Genomic DNA, 18,920 nt, shown 5'->3' with positions numbered 1-18,920 from the left:
ATTTTCACTGAACCCTATAAAATAATGTAATGATGAATACTTACGACTCTTCTTCTCCTTCGTCCTGCTGCAGCGGTTCACTTTCCTGCACGGCTGCTCTTGTGCTCGGCATTATTGCCCTGGTATTGGCATTGGTCGGTTTTTTCCCGTGCCTGGGTTGGATTACCCTGATTCCTGCGGGATTGCTTGCCATTATTGCGCTGATTATGAGCATTGTGGCTGTCAGTAAAGGTTCACCCAAAGGGGCTCTGGTGGTCGCCATTATCGCGTTGGTTCTGTCCGCCGTGGCGGGAATTGTCCAGGCATGGATGGCTAGCGTTACCGTGACCTACATGGAACAGCACCAGGATTATGTGGAAAAGAAGGCTCTGGAAATTCAGAAGGAGCTTCGGCAGATGGAGCAGGAAAACAAGGAGGCATTGAGGCGGTCCGTTGAGGCGGATGGAATGTCCCCCGCGGACGGAACAGGCTCCCGGGAACTGTAGTTCCTGAACCTTTCAGGAAGATCGGCGATGAATGGCGTGCGCTCGTCATGGCGTTCATGCCGTAATAGAATGATGGTCAGGAAAGTGTGGCTGCCTGTATGGGCTGTTCTGTCCTGCCTGTTGCTGGCGCCTTCCCTCATGGCGCTGGCAGTCAGCCCTGACGGGATGAATTCTCTGGCGGCCTCTGTTGCCGTGCCGCATCGTGAATGCCCGTTGTGCGGCATGACGCGGGGGTATGCGGAAATGGCCCGCGGGAATATCCGCGCCGCATGGAGATGGAACCGCGGCGCTCCGGTCTGGTTTATGGCAGGACTGCTCAATGGAGGGGCTGCCGTGGTTTATTTGGCATGGCTCTGGCGGGGAAGGGCCATGCGCCGGAAAAAGGATAAATGGCTCTCCTGTGGAGAAATCCGGCAGGAAAGGGAGGGGAAATAGTTTCTTACGGGATGCGTCCAGGCATGATGATTTTGCCGTCATGAATTCGGCACGTTAAAAAGATGCTCCGGGAAAGGACGGATGAATTAACCGGATGGTCATCATGTCTATTTTCAACTCCCATTGATTGACCATTCGGAAAGGAGGGGCAGCCGGGCTGGAAGAAACAGTTCTACCTGTCCCCGGCAGATGGGACGGCGAAGGTTTTGAAGAGGGGCGTGGGAAGTTCTTCTGCCGCCTGTTTATTCCCTGTCACGGGGGCTGGTTTTTGGAGAGGGGAATGCGGGGCTGTTGTTTTGTTCCTCAGGGTTATTTTTTGTCAGGAAGGAGAATAGCTTTTCTGAAAACGGCCGTTCTTGCCGTTCATGGAAAGGAGTATCCGCGGCATGGAATATTTTGGATTTTTCTCATTTTAATGTTTTGCTGATAATATTGTTTTTTATGTAGTTGTGTTATTTTCTAACATTTTTATTCTAGGCCCGCCTGATTTTATATATATAGTTTTTGGATATTGTATGAATATTTGCATGTCCATCTATAGATCAATCGAATTGCGGAAGAATGCATCCGGGAGTTATAAAATCCGGCTGACTATCGACCGGGGAAGCAAGTTTTGCGGAGCCAGGAAATCTCTTGGGCTCGGCACCCACCGGGAGGATTGCGCCTTAAGACGTGCCTACCTGATGCGATGCCTGCTGTTTCATATGGGATGGTTTCCCGGCGGAAAGATTGCCGTCAGGAATTCAGCCGAGTGCGGCATCAAGGATGTTGTTTGGGACAGCATGGAGTGTTCAGGGGATTCCGGAATGTTCAGGCTTACCGGAAGGGGATGCCGCATGGCCGCGGATGAGACCATGGCTATCTGGTTCCAGACGAATGGAGATGGGAGGGTTCAGTGCCTCCGTCTGCTCATCTCCGGATGGAGGAAGGATGACCGGGCGGGTGATTTGAGGGTGTTGATTCAGGGGATGCGGCATTGCGCCTCGGAACAGCGCCAGCATCCTTGCCGGATTTTGAATATTGAAATCGGAGCAGGTCCTCTCACGGCGCCCCGGGATGAATGTGTGCTGAAAGGGTAGGAAAACGGATTGTTTCAGATACCGGTTTATTCTGGTTTTATCCGGAGGCCGCCACATTCCGGTTGGGAAATTGGGCCGAATGTCCGGCATGCCCGGCCCGGAGTTTATTTGGCCGTCATGGACGACGGGAAGGTTGCCGTATCCGAGGTGAAGGCGCGGGAAAAAGGCCGGGAGGAATGGCGTGCTGCCTGCCGGGAAAGGGAGCCCTGTTTTTTCTGCATGAAAAAACCCCCGGATGGAATGATAGCCATCCGGGGGTTTGCTTGAAGGTTCCGGCTATTTTTTAGCGGGCAGTTTCACTTGAATGTGAATGTCGCGCAGCTGCCGGTCTTCCGCGGCGGCGGGGGAATCGCTCATCAGATCCGCTCCGCGGTTGTTTTTCGGGAATGCGATGACTTCGCGAATGGATTCCGCGTTGCAAATCATCATGACCAGGCGGTCCAGTCCCAGCGCAAGGCCGCCGTGGGGCGGAGCGCCGAAGCTGAAAGCGTCCAGAATGTGTCCGAATTGTTCGCGAGCCTGTTCCTCCGTGATGCCGAGCGCCTTGAACATGGCGGACTGCAAGTCGCGTTCATGGATGCGGATGGACCCGCCTCCCAGCTCCGTGCCGTTGAGCACCACGTCGTAGGCCTGCGCGCGAAGGTCTGCGGAGAGTTCTCCGCTGAGCAGTTTTTGTTCGTCTTCCTTGACGGGGCGGGTGAAGGGGTGGTGGATGGCGACCCATCGCTGTTCTTCCTCATCCCAGCCCAACAGCGGGAATTCAATAACCCACAGAAAGTCGCGTTCCTTGTTGTCCTTGAGCAGTTCCATGAATTCGGCGCATTGCAGGCGCACGCGGCCCAGGATATCGCAGGAGGGTTCCCACGGGCCGGCGGCAAAGAGAACGAGGTCTCCCGTTTCGATGTCCAGGGCTTCCGTGAGTTTTTGCTTTTCTTCGTCGGAAAGGAATTTGGAGATGGGACTTCTCCAGTCTTCTTCGCGCACCTTGATGTAGGCCAGGCCTTTGGCGCCGGCTTCCACGGCTGTTTTCGTCAGGGCGTCAATCTGGCCAACGGAGGCGGAACCGAATCCCTTGGCGTTGATGGCCTTGACTACGCCGCCGTTGCTTACGGCCGAGGCGAATACTTTGAAGCCGCTGTTTTCAAAGATGGAGGAGACGTCCGTCAGCTTCATGCCGAAGCGGCGTTCCGGCTTGTCGGAACCGTACTGATCCATCGCTTCCTTCCAGGTCATGCGGGGGAAGGGGGTGGGAATGTCCACGCCCAGGGATTCCTTGTATACGCGTTTGAGCAGGCCTTCCACCAGGTTGTAGATGTCTTCCGGCGTGATGAAGGAAGCTTCAATGTCCACCTGGGTGAATTCCGGCTGGCGGTCCGCGCGCAGGTCTTCGTCACGGAAGCAGCGGGCAATTTGGAAATAGCGTTCCATGCCGGCCACCATGAGCAGCTGCTTGTATTGCTGCGGGGCCTGGGGCAGCGCGTAGAATTTGCCGGGCGCCAGGCGGGAGGGGACCAGGAAGTCCCGTGCGCCTTCCGGCGTGGATTTGGAGAGGATGGGCGTTTCAATTTCCAGAAAGCCGTGCTCGTCCAGATAGTCGCGCGTGGCCTTGGTGACGCGGTGGCGGATCTGCATGTTGCGGGCCATGGCCGGGCGGCGCAGGTCCAGAAAGCGGTATTTGAGGCGCAGGTCTTCGTTGGAGAGGGCCCGATCCAGCTGGAAGGGGAGCACGTCAGCCTTGTTGATGACGTTCAGGGTGTCTGCGGAGACCTCGATTTCCCCGGTGGGAAGGTCCGCGTTGGTCGTGTCCACGGTATCCGTTTTCAGGCGGGCGGCCACGGTGCCGGAAATCTGGATCATGTCTTCGGAGCGGAGCTGCTGGGAGGCTTTCGCCACATCCTGATTGACTTCCGGGTGAAAGACTACCTGCGTGATGCCGGAGCGGTCGCGCAAGTCGATAAATATGACGCCGCCATGGTCCCGGACGGAATCTACCCAGCCGATGAGGGTGGTCGGCTTGCCGATGTTCGCAGCGCGCAATTCGCTGCAGGTATGAGTGCGGTATGAGTTCATCTTTATTGAAAATGGAAAAAAGGGGGGAAAGAAAGGCGTCAATTGCTTCCGGTGAGTGAAGCCACGGCGTCAAACAGGTCGTCCATGGCGACGGAGGATGAGGTGCGGGCTCCCAGGTCGCGAAGTTCCATGACCGGGAATTCATCTCCCACGATCAAGGCCGCGCGGGCGCCGGATTTGACGGCTTTCTGGAGCTGTCCGTTGACTTTGGTGAGCGTGAGGGGAAGGTCTACACTGTATCCCTGGTCCCGGAGGGCGGAAGCGATGGCAAGAACCTCTGCGCGGCGGCTCTCAGACGCCTGAACCATGAAGATGTCGCAGCCTGCGGAGGCCAGCGCCGCATCTTTCAGCGCTTTGGCATGGGGCGTCTGTTCAATGAGGTGGGTGATGACGGCATCCCCCATGGCAAAGCCGGTTGCCGGCATGTCCACTGCGTTGTTGGAAAGGGCGCCTACCAGCGTGTCGTAACGGCCTCCGCCGGCTACGGCGCGAAGGCTGCGCTGTGTGTCAAAGATTTCAAAAACCAGGCCGGTGTAGTAGGCCAGCCCGCGCACTACGGACAGGTCCAGCCTGACATAGCCGTCCAGCCCGCGGGCCGTCAGGTCTTTCTTCAGGATGTCATAGCGTTCGGACGCTCCGGCGGGCGGGTTTTCAATGAAAGCCACCAGATCTCCGCGGCTGATATGGAAGGCGTCCAGCTTGCGCTGGCATTCTTCCGAGCGGTCGCGTTCAAATTTGTCCACAATGCCCAGGAAAGCGGGAATATCCTGTTCCTGCACGCCGTGTTCCGAAGCAAACCTGATCCAGGCTTCCCGGTCAGAGACGCGCACGATGAAGTCGTTTTGCGTAAAGCCCAGTTCCCTCATGCAGTCAATGGCCAGGGCTATCAGTTCGGAATCCGCCCACGCGGAGGCTTCTCCCAGAATGTCCGCATTGAATTGGTAGAATTCGCGCAGACGCCCTTTCTGGGGTTTTTCGTAACGGAAGCATGAACCGATTTCAAACCACTTGAGCGGTTTGGTGTATTCGCGCTGGTAGGCGGCTGCGATGCGGCCCAGGGAGGCGGTGAGTTCCGGGCGGATGGTGATGTCCCGGTCCCCCTGGTCCGTGAAGCGGAAGAGCTGGGTGGGCAGTTCGCCCCCGCTCTTTTTAAGATAAAGCTCCGTGGCTTCCACAGTGGGGCCCTCCCATTCCAGGAATCCGTAACGGTGCGCCACTTTCTTCCATGCGTTGAAAAGATAGTTGCGCACGGCGCAGTCCGCCGGTGCAAAATCGCGGAATCCGGGAAGTGGTTGAAAGCGAGCGTCTGGCATAACCTGGAAAAAAGGATGTTGTCTGAGGACGAAACAGTTTACAGAATTCCTATGCCTTGGCAAGTCCACATGCTTATGATGAAGGAATTTCGGTGGAAATCATATAAATGGCCTTATGCCGGCAGATGGGGATGGTTCTTCCGGTTTTACATGAAATGAGGAAAGGCGGGAAAGGATTGATTATTGGGGAATTTATTGTTTTTTATAAATTATCCGGATTTTTGGCGCGGGCTGTGGGGCATGCGGGTTTAAGTGGCTGGGGATTTGTAATCGGATGTCAAACAACAATATTGAACAGCAAGGGGAAATGATAAGAAGGTGTTTTCAAAAGTTTTTCTGCGTATGGAGCATTGCATCTTTCCCTTTATAGAAAAGGTGTTTTTTCCCGCGCTAAAAAGAAAACCGGGGCAGTTTTGTTTGATTTCATAGGAATATGACGTGAAACGAATGAGTTTTTTTCTTCTTTGAGAATCTAATAGCAGTATTGATTATGTGTAAAGAATGTGGATGCGGGGGGGAGTTCTCCCATGAAAGTCACGGCCACGGCATGGACGTCCATGTTCCGGTATTGGATGCCAATGACCGGCTGGCTGAGCGCAACAGAGGTTTTTTTGCGGCAAAAAACCTTTTGGTTATCAATGTTTTTTCTTCTCCCGGGTCAGGAAAGACTTCTTTGTTGCAAAAGACGGCGGAGATGCTTCGCGGCCGTGTGCGCATGGGGGTTATCGTAGGGGATTTGGCGACGGATAATGATGCGGAGCGCCTGAGCCGCGCGGATATTCCCGTGGTGCAGATTACAACGGGCACCATGTGCCATCTGGACGCCCGCATGATTGCGGAGGCCATGAAGAAAATGCCTCTGGACGATCTCGACGTGTTGATTATTGAGAATGTGGGAAATCTGGTTTGCCCGGCCTCCTATGACCTGGGGGAAGGCGCGCGCGTGGTGCTGCTTTCCGTGACGGAGGGGGAGGACAAGCCGTTGAAATATCCTCCCATGTTTCATTCTGCGGATGTTGCCCTGGTGACCAAGTCCGATCTGGCGGATGCCGTTGAGTTTAACCGTGACGCCGCCCTGGCCGCCCTGAACAAGGTGGCTCATCATGCGCACGTGATGGAGGTGTCTTCCAAGACCGGCGAGGGAATGGAAGCCTGGTGCGAGGAGATTGTGGAGCGTGCGCGCCGCGCCCGGGAAGGCACGATTCAGCATCATGGCCATCACCACCATTGAACAGGCCGCCGCGGCATTGAAATTGGAGATAGCCGGCATGGTTCAGGGGGTCGGCTTCCGGCCCCATGTGTACCGTTTGGCGGTACGGCACGGATTGAAGGGGTTTGTGCGCAATACGGAGTCCGGCGTGGAGATTCATGTGGAAGGGGAGTCCGGCGCTCCGGAGCGTTTTTTTTCCGCGCTGATGGACGGTCTGCCGGAGCATGCCCGGGTTGATGGAGTGGAGCGGACCGTATGCGAGCCTGCCGGTTTTGAGGAATTCCGCATTGAGGAAAGCAATTCCACCCCCGGAGGCGTTCCGATGATGCTGCCGGATCTGGCTCCGTGCCCGGAATGTCTGAAAGAAATGCGCGACCCGTCTTCCCGCCGGTATCATTATCCGTTTACCAACTGCACGCACTGCGGCCCCCGCTATTCCATTATTGAGAAAATGCCGTATGACCGCGCGGGAACCAGCATGAAGGGGTTCCGAATGTGTCCGGAGTGCCGGAGGGAGTACCAGGATGTGGAGGACAGGCGTTTTCACGCACAGCCTATCGGCTGCCCGTCCTGCGGCCCTTCCATGAAGGTGCTGTTTTCAGATGGTTCCGAACTGGGGTTCGGCCATGGGTTTGATACCCCCGCGGCACAGGTGGCATGGGTGCTGGCGGACGGTTTGATTGTGGCCCTGCTGGGCGTGGGAGGGTTTCAGTTGCTGGCGGATGCTTCTTCGGAAGCTGCCGTCAGGCGTCTCCGGCGGTTGAAGGAGCGTGACGCCAAGCCCTTTGCCGTGATGGTGCCGGATGTGGCTGCGGCGGAGAGGCTGTGCCGCCTGTCGGAGGAGGAGAAGCGCCTGCTGGCTTCTCCGGCCGCCCCCATTGTTCTGGCCCGGGGGAGGAAGGGTGCGGATCTGGCTCCTTCCGTGTGCATGTTCAGCCGTTTTGTGGGGATAATGCTTCCGTCTTCCCCTCTTCATGCGCTGCTGATGGATGTGTGGGGAAAGCCTCTGGTGGTGACCAGCGGGAACCTGAGCGGCGAACCCCTCTGCACCTCCGTGGAGGAGGGGCTGGAGAAACTGGGCCGTGTGGCGGATGTGTTTTTTGTGCATGACCGCCCGGTAATGCGGCCCGTGGATGATTCCGTGGTCCGCGTTACGGACGGCAAGGTCATGATGGTGCGCCGCGCCCGCGGATATGCCCCGCGGCCCGTGTGGCGCACATCCGCGGCGGCTCCCGACGTGCTCGCCCTGGGGGCCGGACTGAAGAATACCATCTGCTGGCTGAAAAGGGGCGTGGCCGTCATGAGCCAGCATCTCGGTGACCTGAGCAGTGCGGCTTCCCTGAACGCTTTTGAGCGGACGGTGGAGGCGCTGGGCAGAACCCTGGATGCCGTTCCGCAGGTAATTGCCGTGGACGCCCATCCGGACGGCCCTGTCTTGGCCCTTGGCCGGCGTCTGGCGCGGAAGTGGAATGCAGCGGTTGTCCCTGTGCAGCATCATCAGGCTCATGTGCTGGCCTGCGCCGTGGAGAATGAAACGCCGTTTCCAGCTTTGGGCATCGCCTGGGACGGGACAGGGTTCGGTACGGACGGAACGGTATGGGGAGGGGAATTTTTTGTGTTGGAGGAAGAGGGTGAGCCGCGCAGGGTGGCGCGGCTCAGGCCGTTTCTTCTGCCCGGCGGGGATGAAGCGGTTCGGGACCCTTCCCGGTGCGCCTGTTCCGTGGCCCGCCAGATGATGCCGTGGCGTACGGAGGGGCTTGATAAGCGTCTGGAGAGGGGGATGCCTGTGCGGAAACGCGAGGTTCTGGAGGCGATGATGGCCCGGAATATCCATTGCCCGGCTACTTCGTCCATGGGGCGGTTGTTTGATGCCGTGGCTTTCTGGTGCGGTTTTGACGGTGAGGCGGAGTGTGAGGGCCATGCCGCCATGATGCTGGAATCATGGGCCGCGGAAGCTTCCGGGGAAAAAATGCGGGGGGAAGCGTATGAATGGGTTATGCATGAAGAAGAGGGATTGCTGGAACTGGACTGGCGGCCGCTGATGAAGTCTGTGGATGAAGATTTGTTGAAAGGCGTTTCCCGCGGCTGCATCGCCCGCAAGTTTCATGAGAGCCTGGCGAATCTGGCATTTGACGTGGCGGAGCGTTTTTGCCTGGACAGGCTGGTGCTGGGCGGCGGATGTTTTCAGAATGCCTTTTTGCTTGAAGGCCTGGCGGGAATGGCCCAGTCTAGAAAGTGCCAGTTGGCTCTGCCCCAGCGGGTGCCGTGCAATGACGGGGGAATTTCCCTGGGGCAGGTTGCGGCGGTCGTACGCCAATGGAAAGGATAGAATATGTGTTTGGCCGTTCCCGGAAAGATTGTGAGCGTTAATGAGACGGACCCTTTGTTCAGATTGGGGGTGGTGGACTTTGGCGGCGTGACCCGTGAAGTGAACCTGGCCTGTGTGCCGGAAGCCGTGCCGGGGGATTACGTCATCGTCCACGTGGGCATGGCCCTGAGCGTGCTGGATGAGGAAACCGCTCTTCAAACCCGCAGGGAAATGAGGGAAATTGTGGAAAATACAGATCCTCTGTAAGGGGGCGTTTCCCGAATTCAATTAATGGTTTATGCAGGAGGAAGTCCGGCAGCTGATTGAAGAATTGCGCCACGCTGTGACGCGTCCGTGGGCGGTCATGGAGGTATGCGGAGGCCAGACGCATGCGATTGCCTCTCTGGGGCTGGAGGAGCTGTTGCCTCCCGGCCTGCGCCTGATTCACGGCCCCGGCTGCCCGGTCTGCGTGACGGCGGTGGAGTTGATTGACCAGGCCGTGGAATTGAGCCTGCGGCCCGGCGTAGTTTTGTGCAGCTACGGGGATATGATGCGGGTGCCGGGTTCCCGCGGGGATCTGTTTTCCGCCAAGGCCAGGGGGGGAGACGTGCTTTTGATGTATTCTCCGCTGGAAGCGGTCGCTTATGCCGGAACCCATCCTGATACGGAAGTGGTGTTTTTCGCCGTAGGGTTTGAGACGACGGCCCCGGCTACGGCGCTTGCCCTGCAGCAGGCCCGCGCGCTGGGGTATGCCAATTTTTCCGTTCTCTGCGCCCATGTGCAGGTCCCCCCGGCTCTGGAATGGCTGATGGATCAGGATGAGGGAAGGCCGGACGCCTTCCTGGCCCCCGGCCATGTCTGCGCCGTCACGGGGGAAATGGATTACGGGCGTCTGGCCACTCGTTACCGGACGCCCATGGTAGTGACGGGGTTTGAGGCTCCGGACCTGCTCCGCGGCATTCTGATGTGCGTCCGTCAGCTGGAAGCCGGGGAATATGCAGTGCGGAATGCGTACGGACGTTATGTGAAACCCTGTGGAAACAGGGCGGCGCAGGAAAGGATGAATGAAGTTTTTGAGCCGGAAGACCGCCATTGGCGCGGTCTGGGGCTGATTCCCGGCGGCGGCATGAGGCTGCGCCGGGAGTGGCGTGCCATGGATGCCGTTCTTCGTTTTGAATGCGGAACGGGGAGGCCGGGTGCGGATGAGGCTTCCGGATGCCTGGCCGGGCAGGTGCTGAGGGGGCTGATTCGCCCGGGGGAATGCCCTTTTTTCGGCTCGTCCTGCACGCCGCTGACACCGCTGGGCGCTCCCATGGTGTCCGGGGAAGGGGCATGCGCCGCTTATTATCATTACAAAAGAAGTTGATGCCATGTTTGAGTGTCCTGTTCCTGAACCTGTCTCCGACCGTATTCAGATGGCTCACGGCGGCGGAGGCCGTTTGATGAATGAGCTGATTCGTTCCGTGTTTCTGAGCGCCTTCGGTTCCCCTTCCGAAGGCGTGCAGAATGACGCTGCCGTATTGGAGGTTCCTCCGGGACGGCTGGCGATGACGACGGACAGCTTTGTGGTGCAGCCTTTGGAGTTTCCCGGGGGCTCCATCGGTTCACTGGCGGTGCACGGAACGGTGAATGATCTCGCCATGAGCGGCGCGGAGCCATTGTATTTGACGGCGGGCTTTATTCTGGAAGAAGGGCTTCCGATGGAGGTGCTGACCCGCGTGGCGCAGGATATGGCTGCCGCGGCCCGTGCGGTGGGCGTCCGTATTGTGACGGGGGACACGAAGGTGGTGGAGCGCGGAAAAGGGGACGGCATTTATATTAATACTGCCGGGGTGGGCATCGTGCGCCATGGGTTGGAGATCAGTCCTTCTTCCGTTCGTCCGGGGGATTCCGTGCTGCTCAGCGGGGATTTGGGGAGGCACGGCATGACGATTATGAGCCTGCGCGCCGGGCTGTTTTTCGGAGATGGCCTGGAAAGTGATTCCGCTCCGTTGCACGAGTCCGTGGCCGCCGTCATTCGTTCCGGCATTCCCGTGCATTGCCTGCGTGACGTGACCCGCGGCGGGTTGACCGCCACTCTTTCGGAAATTGCGGAATCTGCCGGCCTGACGGTGAAGTTGAATGAAATGTCCATTCCCGTGCGCGAGGATGTCAGGGCGGCGTGCGGCCTGCTGGGGCTGGACCCGCTTCAGGTGGCCTGTGAGGGGCGTTATCTGGCTATTCTTCCGCGGGAGCATGAGGGAGAGGCCCTGAACCTGATGCGCGGCTGCGGCGTATCCGCCGGAGCCTGCGTCATAGGCCGTGTGGCGGAATTGGGGACGGCTCCCCTGCTGATGACGGGGCGTCTTGGAGTGGAGCGGGTGTTGACGATGCCTTCAGGAATGCAGCTTCCCCGCATCTGCTGACGCCTGGCGTTTTATATGGAAAATGCGGAACCATGGGGGATGCGGAAACTTCTCCCGGCGCGGGGAATTTCAGAACGGCCTTGCGTCCGTCTTGTTTCTTAGGAAGTGGGACAAAATGGCGTTGTGCGACATTTTGTCTCTTTTTGGTGTGACATTATGTCCCGTTTCCCTCTGTCAGGGAAATAGTGGAAAGGAAGGAAGAAACGATATAATATCATCATAATATGATGTTTATGTTTATTGTTCTGTATGCCTTGCCAAGTTGGCATGCCATTTGCAACAAGAGAGGCAAGAATATGAGTTTGCCTGCATGACACTTCAGGTCATGAGGAAATCAAATCTCAACGAAATCCATTCAAAACAATCTAAAATAACGATATGGCTAAAATATTAGGAATTGACCTTGGCACGACCAACTCGTGCATGGCTGTGATGGAAGGCGGTCAGGGAACCGTACTTGAAAACAGCGAAGGTGCGCGCACCACTCCCTCCATTGTCGCTTTCACCAAAAGCGGTGAACGCCTCGTGGGGCAGGCCGCCAAACGTCAGGCGGTAACCAACCCGAAAAACACCGTGTTTTCCTCCAAGCGCCTCATCGGCCGCAAATACAGCGAACTGACGGAAGAAGATAAAAAGGTGCCTTACGAAATTGTGGAAGCTCCCAACGGGGATGCTTATATCCGCGTGGACGTGGGCGGCGAAAAGAAGACCTTTTCTCCCCAGGAAATCGCTTCCATGGTGCTGGCCAAGCTGAAAGCCGATGCGGAATCCAAACTTGGCGAAACCATCACGGAGGCCGTGATTACCGTCCCCGCCTATTTCAATGACGCCCAGCGCAACGCGACCAAGGCCGCCGGTGAAATCGCCGGCCTTAAAGTGCGCCGCATCATCAATGAACCGACGGCGGCGGCCCTGGCCTACGGCCTGGACAAAAAGTCCAATGAAAACATTGCCGTATATGACCTCGGCGGCGGCACCTTTGATATTTCCGTGCTGGAAATCGGCGACGGAGTGTTTGAGGTGAAGGCTTCCGACGGCGACACCCACCTGGGCGGCGACGACTGGGACAGCGCAATCATCAACTGGATTATAGGCGAGTTCAAGAAAGACTCCGGCATGGATCTTTCCAACCAGCCTGACGCCATCCAGCGCATCAAGGAAGAAGCGGAGAAGGCCAAGATCGCCCTTTCCTCCACCCAGAGCTATGACATCAGCCTGCCGTTCATTACGGCGGACGCTTCCGGCCCCAAGCATATCCAGCTGACGCTGAGCCGTCCCAAGCTGGAACAGCTCACGGAAGACCTGCTGGACCGCACCCGCAAGCCTGTGCTGGACTGCATTGCCGCGTCCGGGCTGAAAACCGGAGACATTGATGAGCTGGTGCTGGTGGGCGGCATGACCCGCATGCCCGCCGTTCAGGAAATGGCCCATACGCTGGCCGGCAAGGAACCGCACAAGGGCGTGAACCCGGATGAAGTGGTGGCCCTGGGCGCCGCCATTCAGGGCGGCGTGCTTCAGGGGGACGTGAACGACGTGCTTCTGCTGGACGTGACTCCGCTGACCTTGTCCATTGAAACGATGGGCGGCATCGCCACTCCGATGATCGAACGCAACACGACCATCCCGGTGCGCAAGAGCCAGGTGTTCTCCACCGCCGCCGACAACCAGCCCGCCGTGGACATCCGCGTTTGCCAGGGCGAACGCAAGATGTTTGAGGATAACAAGCTCCTCGGCAACTTCAAGCTGGACGGCATCTCCCCCGCTCCGCGCGGCATACCGCAGATCGAAGTGACCTTTGACATTGACGCCAACGGCATTCTGCACGTATCCGCCAAGGACAAGGGCACCGGCAAGGAGCAGAAAATTTCCATCCAGGGCTCCAGCGGCCTTTCCAAGGATGAAATTGAGCGCGCCAAGCGCGACGCTGAAGCCCACGCGGAAGAAGACAAGAAACGCGCTGAGGAAATTGACACCATTAACCAGGCTGACTCCCTCTGCTTCTCCGTGGAGCGCCAGCTTAAGGATATGGGGGACAAGCTGCCCCCGGAACTCAAGCGCGAAATTGAAGACAAGGTAACGCGTCTCAAGGAAGCCGTCTCCAAGAAAGACATCACGGCGATCAAGGCTGGCAAGGAAGACCTGGAATCCCGCCTGGAAGCCCTGTACAAAGCGGCGGAAGCCGCCCAGCAGTCCGCCGGGGCCGCTGGCCCCATGCCGGGCGCCGCTCCCGAAGAGGAATCTTCCGACGGTCCCCGCAAGGCGAAGGGCCGTGTGGTGGACGCCGAAATCGTGGACGACGACAAATAAGCAATCCCCTTCCCGCCGGAGTGGGAAGCGATTCCCCCCTCCGGCGGAACATTACATCCCGTATTATTCATCTACAACAACATCAAAACAACATACTATGGCAAACATCAAACCCCTAGGACAACGTGTGCTGGTCAAGCGCATTGAAGCTGAAACCAAGACGGCCGGCGGCCTGTTCCTGCCGGACACCGCCAAGGAAAAACCCCAGGAAGCCGAAGTGATCTCCGTAGGCACCGGCGGCCGCGATGAAAAAGGCGCCCTGATTGAATTCACCGTGAAGCCCGGAGACCGCGTGCTTATTTCCAAGTACGGCGGCACGGAAATCAAACTGGACGGAGAAGACTACCTTATCCTGTCTGAAAATGATATTCTGGCCATCATCGGCTAAACGGCACCGCACACACACTCAACATCATTTTAAATATTAATATTATGGCTAAACAAATCCAATTTGACGAAACCGCCCGCCAGGCTCTGCTCCGCGGCGTGGAACAGATTGCCAAGGCTGTCAAGAGCACGCTGGGCCCTGCCGGCCGCAACGTAGTGATCGACAAGAAATTCGGGTCCCCCCTCATCACCAAGGACGGCGTAACCGTGGCCAAGGAAATTGAACTGGAAGACCCGTTTGAAAACATGGGCGCTCAGCTTGTCCGGGAAGTCTCTTCCAAAACCAATGATGTGGCCGGGGACGGCACCACTACCGCTACCGTGCTGGCTGAAAGCATTTACCGCGAAGGTCTGCGCAACGTCACTGCCGGAGCCAACCCCATCTCCCTCCAGAGGGGCATCATGAAGGCTGCGGATTCCGTTGTGGAAGAACTCAAGAAAATCAGCAAGCCTGTTGACTCCAGCAAGGAAGTGGCCCAGGTCGCTACCGTCTCCGCCAACTGGGACGCTGAAATCGGCAACATCATCGCGGAAGCCATGGACAAGGTGGGCAAGGACGGCACCATCACCGTGGAAGAAGCCAAGGGCATTGAAACCACGTTGGACGTGGTGGAAGGCATGCAGTTTGACAAGGGATACCTGTCCCCCTACTTCGTGACTAACGCGGAAACGATGGAAGCGGTGCTGGAAAACCCCTACATCCTCATCCACGAAAAGAAAATCAACAACCTGAAGGACTTCCTTCCGCTTCTCGAAAAAGTGGCCAAGAGCGGACGTCCCTTCCTGGTAATCGCGGAAGACATTGAAGGCGAAGCTCTCGCCACCCTGGTGGTCAACCGTCTGCGCGGCGTGCTGAACATCTGCGCGGTCAAGGCTCCCGGCTTCGGCGACCGCCGCAAGGCCATGATGGAAGACATCGCCATCCTTACCGGCGGCAAGTGCATCACGGAAGACCTGGGCATCAAGCTGGAAAACGTGGGCATTGAAGACCTCGGCCAGGCCAAGCGCGTGGTTGTTTCCAAGGATGAAACCGTTATCGTGGAAGGTTCCGGAAAATCTTCCGACATTGAAGCCCGCATTTCCCAGATTCGCCGCCAGATCAAGGACACCACGTCCGACTACGACCGCGAAAAACTCCAGGAACGCCTGGCCAAGCTGGCCGGCGGCGTGGCCGTCATTCATGTGGGCGCTGCGACGGAAACGGAAATGAAGGAAAAGAAGGCTCGTGTGGACGACGCCCTGCACGCTACCCGCGCTGCGGTGGAAGAAGGCATTGTTCCCGGCGGCGGCGTGGCGCTGATTCGCGCCCAGAAGGCCATTGACACCCTCAAACTGGAAGGTGATGAAGCAACGGGCGCCCAGATCGTTTATCGCGCTGTGGAAGCTCCGCTCCGCCAGCTGGCCTGCAATGCCGGCCGTGAAGGAGCCCTCATCGTCGCCAACGTGAAAGGCATGAAGAATACTGCCGAAGGTTACAACGTGGCCACGGACAAGTATGAAGACCTGCTTGCCGCCGGCGTGGTGGATCCGACCAAGGTGACCCGTTCCGCTCTGCAGAATGCGGCTTCCATCGCCGGTCTGCTGCTTACCACGGAATGCGTCATCGCCGACAAGCCCGAGAAGAAGAGCTGCGGCTGCGGCTCCGGAGCTTCCGACATGGGCGGCATGGGAGGAATGGGCGGCATGGGCATGATGTAAGCCCCGTCCGTTTCTTTGAAACAAGGCAATCGGCTTCAAGGCTCCCCGGTTTTCCGGGGAGCCTTTTTTATATTGCTTCATCAGGAGACGGTTTCAGGAAAGAGGCTGCGCAGAATGTCCGGGGAATGGAAGAATATTGAATGATGAGAGGAAATATCTGTCTAATCATTACATGACGAAGTTACATAAGAATATATTGTTTGCGGCCGCGGCATTGGTCATGCCTTCCGCCCTGGCCGATATCCCGGAGTCTTCCGTTCCGGCTGCCGCCGTTTCCAGTATCAAGGGGGCTTATCCGAACGCCGGTTTCATTGAATGGGACTCTGAAATGCATGGCTTGAAAAAGATTTACGAAGCCGAATTCAAAATTAACGGATTCCAGTTTGACGTGAAGATTGCCCCTGATGGGAAAATTGTGCGGATTAAGGAAGAAATGGCTGTTTCCTCTCTTCCGGAAGCCGTTCGTTCGTCCGTTTTGAAGCGTTATCCGGGGTGCCGGATTAAGGAAGCGAAAAAAATTACTGAAGGAGAACTTGTCCGTTACAAGGTGGAAGTGGAGGACAGCCGTGATGATTATGATGTGCTGATTGCCCCTGACGGAAATATCCTCCATATAGACCGTTAGGATTTTTGTTCATTTGAAGAAAGCGGAGGGAGAGCGGATGAGTCCGCTCTCCTCTTTTTTTGAGGCCGGGGAAGTGTGTGGAAAATGTAACGAAATGTTCACGTTTTAAAACGGGCGTGCGGAAGCGTCCTCCTGTAATAAAGGGGCGTTTATTACGCATATGGACCCAATCTATTACTTGATCATAGGATTGATACTGGCGTTATCCTGCTTCGACCTCGTTGTCGGAGTTTCCAATGACGCCGCCAACTTTCTGAACTCCGCCGTCGGTTCCAAGGCCGCTCCGCGCAGGACAATTGTGCTGGTGGCCGCTGTGGGCATCATCATCGGCTCGTTGTTCTCCAGCGGCATGATGGAAATAGCCAGAAGCGGCGTATTCATGCCGGCCCGGTTTTCTTTCCATGACATCATGCTGATCTTCCTGGCGGTCATGTTGACGGATGTCATCCTGCTGGACGTTTTCAACACGTTCGGCCTTCCCACTTCCACCACGGTTTCCATTGTTTTTGAACTTCTGGGCGGCGCCGTGGCTGCGGCCCTCTTTAAAATCTGGTCCGGGGAACCGGGTGTTGCGCAGGAATTGTCCGGCTACATTAATTCCTCCAAAGCTCTGGCAATCATCTCCGGCATTTTTTCCTCCGTTTTTATTGCTTTCATCTGCGGGATAACGGTTATGTGGATTTCCCGCCTCATTTTCTCCTTCAACTATCAAAAGTCCTTCAACTATCTGGGAGCCGTCTGGTGCGGCGCGGCCCTGACGGCTATCACTTACTTTGCCATTTTCAAGGGGCTGAAGGGAAGCACGCTGGTCACCAAGGAGATGCTTCGCCACCTGGACGCCCATATCTGGCTGTACGTTGGCTGCAGCCTGGCATTCTGGACCGTCCTGATGGCCGTGCTCCAGTATTTTTGCAAAATCAACATCCTGAAAGTATCCGTTCTCGCGGGCACCATGGCGCTGGCCCTTTCCTTTGCCGGGAATGACCTGGTCAATTTCATCGGCGTTTTCATGGCGGGGCAGTCTTCCATGGAAATTGCGGCTGCCGCCGCAGCGCAGGGGGCGGACCTTTCCACTCTGTCCATGGACGGTCTGATGGCCCCCGTCACGGCGGATTGGCGTTACCTGCTGGGTGCGGGCGTCATCATGGTGCTGGCTCTCATGTTCTCCAAAAAGGCGCAAACCGTTACGGATACGGAAGTCAATCTGGCGAGGCAGGGCGGGGGAGTAGAGCGGTTCGGCTCCGTCCCTCCGGCCCGCATGGCGGTACGCTATGCCCTGAATGCTTCCCGCGCCGTGGAAAAAATCATGCCCGCCTGCGTTGGGAAATTTATTGAAAAACGCTTCCGGCCTGTGCCGGAAGGGCCGGATAACGGCGCTTCTTTCGACCTCATTCGCGCTTCCGTGAATTTGACGGTGGCTGCCCTGCTGATTTCTCTGGCCACGTCCCTTCGGCTTCCGCTTTCCACCACGTATGTGACGTTCATGGTGGCGATGGGTTCCTCCCTGGCGGACAAGGCCTGGGGGCGGGACAGCGCCGTGTATCGCATCACCGGGGTGATTACGGTGATTTCAGGGTGGTTCTTCACGGCCTTTGCCGCATTTTCCATATGCTTCATTGTAGCGGCCTGCATCCTGTATGGCGGCCTCTTCGGCATCATCGCCATATGTTCTCTGGCGGCTTTCCTGCTTCTGAAAAGTTCCAGGCTCCATCGCCAAAGAATCCGGGCTGCGTCCCAGGCGCAGACCGCCGATTACCGGGATCCGGCCGCCGCCGCGCGCTGCAATGAGGAAATTATCGAGCTGATGAAGCGCATGGCGGAAATCTATGAAATGAATCTGGAGGCCCTGAACGTGGAGGATCGTAAGCGTCTGAAAAAACTCCGGAAAGAAGCGCGCGGCATCCGCCGTTCCCTGAGCGATAAAATGGCGATGGAAGTCATGCCCGTCGTCCGTGAACTCCCGGACAAGAAAGCCGACCGCGGCAAGCGCTATGTGCAGATGGTAGAATACGCTGCTTCCGTTTTTGAATCCCTCTCCAATATTACTGCGGCCAGCCATGCCTATATCGACAACAACCATGAAGGTCTGGATTTGGAAAGGATAGAGCTTCTGCGGGGAATGAACAGCCGTGTTTCCTCCCTCTACCCCCGTTTCCGGGAAATGATGGAAAGCAATGACTATACCGGGCTGGACGAATGCCTGGCAGGCATGGACGCTCTGGATGAAGAATTTGCGGATGCCGTCAAACAGCAGATTATTCTGCGTCCGGAAGATGCTTCCGATATGCGACGGACGCTTCTCTATCTCAACCTTCTTAATGAAACCCGGACGATGATCCGCAAAGCGCTTCTTCTTGCTAAAATCCAGAGGAAATTTGTTCTTGGACGGTAGCGTCTCCCTGTCATTCACGGCCGTGCCGGCGGCGAATGCTTCCGGCGCGGACGTTTTGCCTGGGCTGTTCCCGTATGGGGAGCGGCGGCCGTGCCTTTTTTATTCATATGAAAAAAGGCTTCTTTGCAGATAGAGCATGTTTTCTGCCTGTGGGCGCAATGTCTTGAAAATCTGTTTCCAGGCGTTGCCATGTATGTTGCCGTTCC

The 18,920-nt window shown here is 57.1% G+C and carries 15 protein-coding genes; 13 read left to right on the top strand and 2 right to left on the bottom strand.

What is annotated here, in order from left to right:
* Positions 1-29 precede the first annotated feature (29 nt).
* The 3 genes from CI070_RS09805 to CI070_RS09795 all read left to right on the top strand — a co-directional run bounded on the left by CI070_RS09805 (position 30) and on the right by CI070_RS09795 (position 1,999).
* Positions 30-485 carry a hypothetical protein gene (locus CI070_RS09805; protein WP_094135381.1) on the top strand — a complete coding sequence of 152 codons (456 nt, stop codon included), beginning with the start codon at positions 30-32 and terminating at the stop codon, positions 483-485.
* Positions 486-554: 69 nt separating this feature from the next.
* Positions 555-920: a DUF2752 domain-containing protein gene (locus CI070_RS09800; RefSeq protein ID WP_179218289.1), complete on the top strand. Its 366-nt coding sequence runs from the start codon at positions 555-557 to the stop codon at positions 918-920.
* 527 nt (positions 921-1,447) lie between these two features.
* Positions 1,448-1,999 carry a hypothetical protein gene (locus CI070_RS09795; protein ID WP_143245499.1) on the top strand — a complete coding sequence of 184 codons (552 nt, stop codon included), beginning with the start codon at positions 1,448-1,450 and terminating at the stop codon, positions 1,997-1,999.
* A gap of 276 nt (positions 2,000-2,275) precedes the next feature.
* Here CI070_RS09795 and aspS read toward each other — a convergent pair whose 3' ends face one another.
* Together aspS and hisS are read right to left on the bottom strand one after the other, a co-directional pair.
* Positions 2,276-4,069: an aspartate--tRNA ligase gene (gene aspS / locus CI070_RS09785; RefSeq protein ID WP_094135377.1), complete on the bottom strand. Its 1,794-nt coding sequence runs from the start codon at positions 4,067-4,069 to the stop codon at positions 2,276-2,278.
* A gap of 38 nt (positions 4,070-4,107) precedes the next feature.
* Positions 4,108-5,382 (bottom strand): histidine--tRNA ligase, encoded by a 1,275-nt coding sequence (gene hisS / locus CI070_RS09780; protein ID WP_094135376.1) that lies wholly within the window; start codon positions 5,380-5,382, stop codon positions 4,108-4,110.
* A 547-nt stretch (positions 5,383-5,929) separates the two neighbouring features.
* Here hisS and hypB point away from each other — a divergent pair.
* The 10 genes from hypB (at position 5,930) to CI070_RS09730 (ending at position 18,714) form a co-directional block, all read left to right on the top strand.
* On the top strand, positions 5,930-6,613 hold the full coding sequence (hypB, locus tag CI070_RS09775) for a hydrogenase nickel incorporation protein HypB (RefSeq protein WP_256943510.1): 684 nt from the start codon (positions 5,930-5,932) through the stop codon (positions 6,611-6,613).
* The gene (gene hypF, locus CI070_RS09770; RefSeq protein WP_094135374.1) at positions 6,594-8,921 is read left to right on the top strand and encodes a carbamoyltransferase HypF; all 2,328 of its coding nucleotides are present in this window, start codon (positions 6,594-6,596) and stop codon (positions 8,919-8,921) included. The genes hypB and hypF overlap by 20 nt, the downstream gene beginning before the upstream one ends.
* Positions 8,922-8,924: 3 nt before the next feature.
* Positions 8,925-9,167, top strand: coding sequence for a HypC/HybG/HupF family hydrogenase formation chaperone (locus tag CI070_RS09765; protein ID WP_012420439.1), 243 nt, complete (start codon positions 8,925-8,927; stop codon positions 9,165-9,167).
* A 31-nt stretch (positions 9,168-9,198) separates the two neighbouring features.
* The gene (gene hypD, locus CI070_RS09760; protein WP_094135373.1) at positions 9,199-10,266 is read left to right on the top strand and encodes a hydrogenase formation protein HypD; all 1,068 of its coding nucleotides are present in this window, start codon (positions 9,199-9,201) and stop codon (positions 10,264-10,266) included.
* A gap of 4 nt (positions 10,267-10,270) precedes the next feature.
* Positions 10,271-11,305, top strand: coding sequence for a hydrogenase expression/formation protein HypE (gene hypE, locus CI070_RS09755; protein WP_094135372.1), 1,035 nt, complete (start codon positions 10,271-10,273; stop codon positions 11,303-11,305).
* Between the two features lie 378 nt (positions 11,306-11,683).
* A complete protein-coding gene (gene dnaK / locus CI070_RS09750; RefSeq protein WP_094135371.1) occupies positions 11,684-13,612 on the top strand; it encodes a molecular chaperone DnaK in 1,929 nt (642 codons plus the stop codon).
* Between the two features lie 97 nt (positions 13,613-13,709).
* Positions 13,710-14,000, top strand: coding sequence for a co-chaperone GroES (groES, locus tag CI070_RS09745; protein ID WP_012420445.1), 291 nt, complete (start codon positions 13,710-13,712; stop codon positions 13,998-14,000).
* Positions 14,001-14,041: 41 nt separating this feature from the next.
* Positions 14,042-15,697: a chaperonin GroEL gene (groL, locus tag CI070_RS09740; protein WP_094135370.1), complete on the top strand. Its 1,656-nt coding sequence runs from the start codon at positions 14,042-14,044 to the stop codon at positions 15,695-15,697.
* Positions 15,698-15,869: 172 nt separating this feature from the next.
* The gene (locus CI070_RS09735; protein ID WP_094135369.1) at positions 15,870-16,322 is read left to right on the top strand and encodes a PepSY-like domain-containing protein; all 453 of its coding nucleotides are present in this window, start codon (positions 15,870-15,872) and stop codon (positions 16,320-16,322) included.
* 160 nt (positions 16,323-16,482) lie between these two features.
* Positions 16,483-18,714: an inorganic phosphate transporter gene (locus CI070_RS09730; protein ID WP_094135368.1), complete on the top strand. Its 2,232-nt coding sequence runs from the start codon at positions 16,483-16,485 to the stop codon at positions 18,712-18,714.
* Positions 18,715-18,920: the final 206 nt, after the last annotated feature.

This window comes from Akkermansia muciniphila (assembly GCF_900184965.1).
In the GTDB taxonomy this organism is placed as follows: domain Bacteria; phylum Verrucomicrobiota; class Verrucomicrobiia; order Verrucomicrobiales; family Akkermansiaceae; genus Akkermansia; species Akkermansia muciniphila_A.
Note: the sequence above shows the minus strand (reverse complement) of the source record. Positions and strands in the feature narration are given on the sequence as shown.

What these genes read in the sequence shown, in the direction of transcription:
- hypE (WP_094135372.1), top strand. Translation starts at nt 10,271, where the DNA reads ATGTTTGAGTGTCCTGTTCCTGAACCTGTCTCCGACCGTATTCAGATG.
- hypD (WP_094135373.1), top strand. Translation starts at nt 9,199, where the DNA reads ATGCAGGAGGAAGTCCGGCAGCTGATTGAAGAATTGCGCCACGCTGTG.
- CI070_RS09735 (WP_094135369.1), top strand. Translation starts at nt 15,870, where the DNA reads ATGACGAAGTTACATAAGAATATATTGTTTGCGGCCGCGGCATTGGTC.
- CI070_RS09805 (WP_094135381.1), top strand. Translation starts at nt 30, where the DNA reads ATGATGAATACTTACGACTCTTCTTCTCCTTCGTCCTGCTGCAGCGGT.
- CI070_RS09765 (WP_012420439.1), top strand. Translation starts at nt 8,925, where the DNA reads ATGTGTTTGGCCGTTCCCGGAAAGATTGTGAGCGTTAATGAGACGGAC.
- hypB (WP_256943510.1), top strand. Translation starts at nt 5,930, where the DNA reads ATGGACGTCCATGTTCCGGTATTGGATGCCAATGACCGGCTGGCTGAG.
- dnaK (WP_094135371.1), top strand. Translation starts at nt 11,684, where the DNA reads ATGGCTAAAATATTAGGAATTGACCTTGGCACGACCAACTCGTGCATG.
- CI070_RS09730 (WP_094135368.1), top strand. Translation starts at nt 16,483, where the DNA reads ATGGACCCAATCTATTACTTGATCATAGGATTGATACTGGCGTTATCC.
- CI070_RS09800 (WP_179218289.1), top strand. Translation starts at nt 555, where the DNA reads ATGATGGTCAGGAAAGTGTGGCTGCCTGTATGGGCTGTTCTGTCCTGC.
- hypF (WP_094135374.1), top strand. Translation starts at nt 6,594, where the DNA reads ATGGCCATCACCACCATTGAACAGGCCGCCGCGGCATTGAAATTGGAG.
- hisS (WP_094135376.1), bottom strand. Translation starts at nt 5,382, where the DNA reads ATGCCAGACGCTCGCTTTCAACCACTTCCCGGATTCCGCGATTTTGCA.
- CI070_RS09795 (WP_143245499.1), top strand. Translation starts at nt 1,448, where the DNA reads ATGTCCATCTATAGATCAATCGAATTGCGGAAGAATGCATCCGGGAGT.
- groES (WP_012420445.1), top strand. Translation starts at nt 13,710, where the DNA reads ATGGCAAACATCAAACCCCTAGGACAACGTGTGCTGGTCAAGCGCATT.
- aspS (WP_094135377.1), bottom strand. Translation starts at nt 4,069, where the DNA reads ATGAACTCATACCGCACTCATACCTGCAGCGAATTGCGCGCTGCGAAC.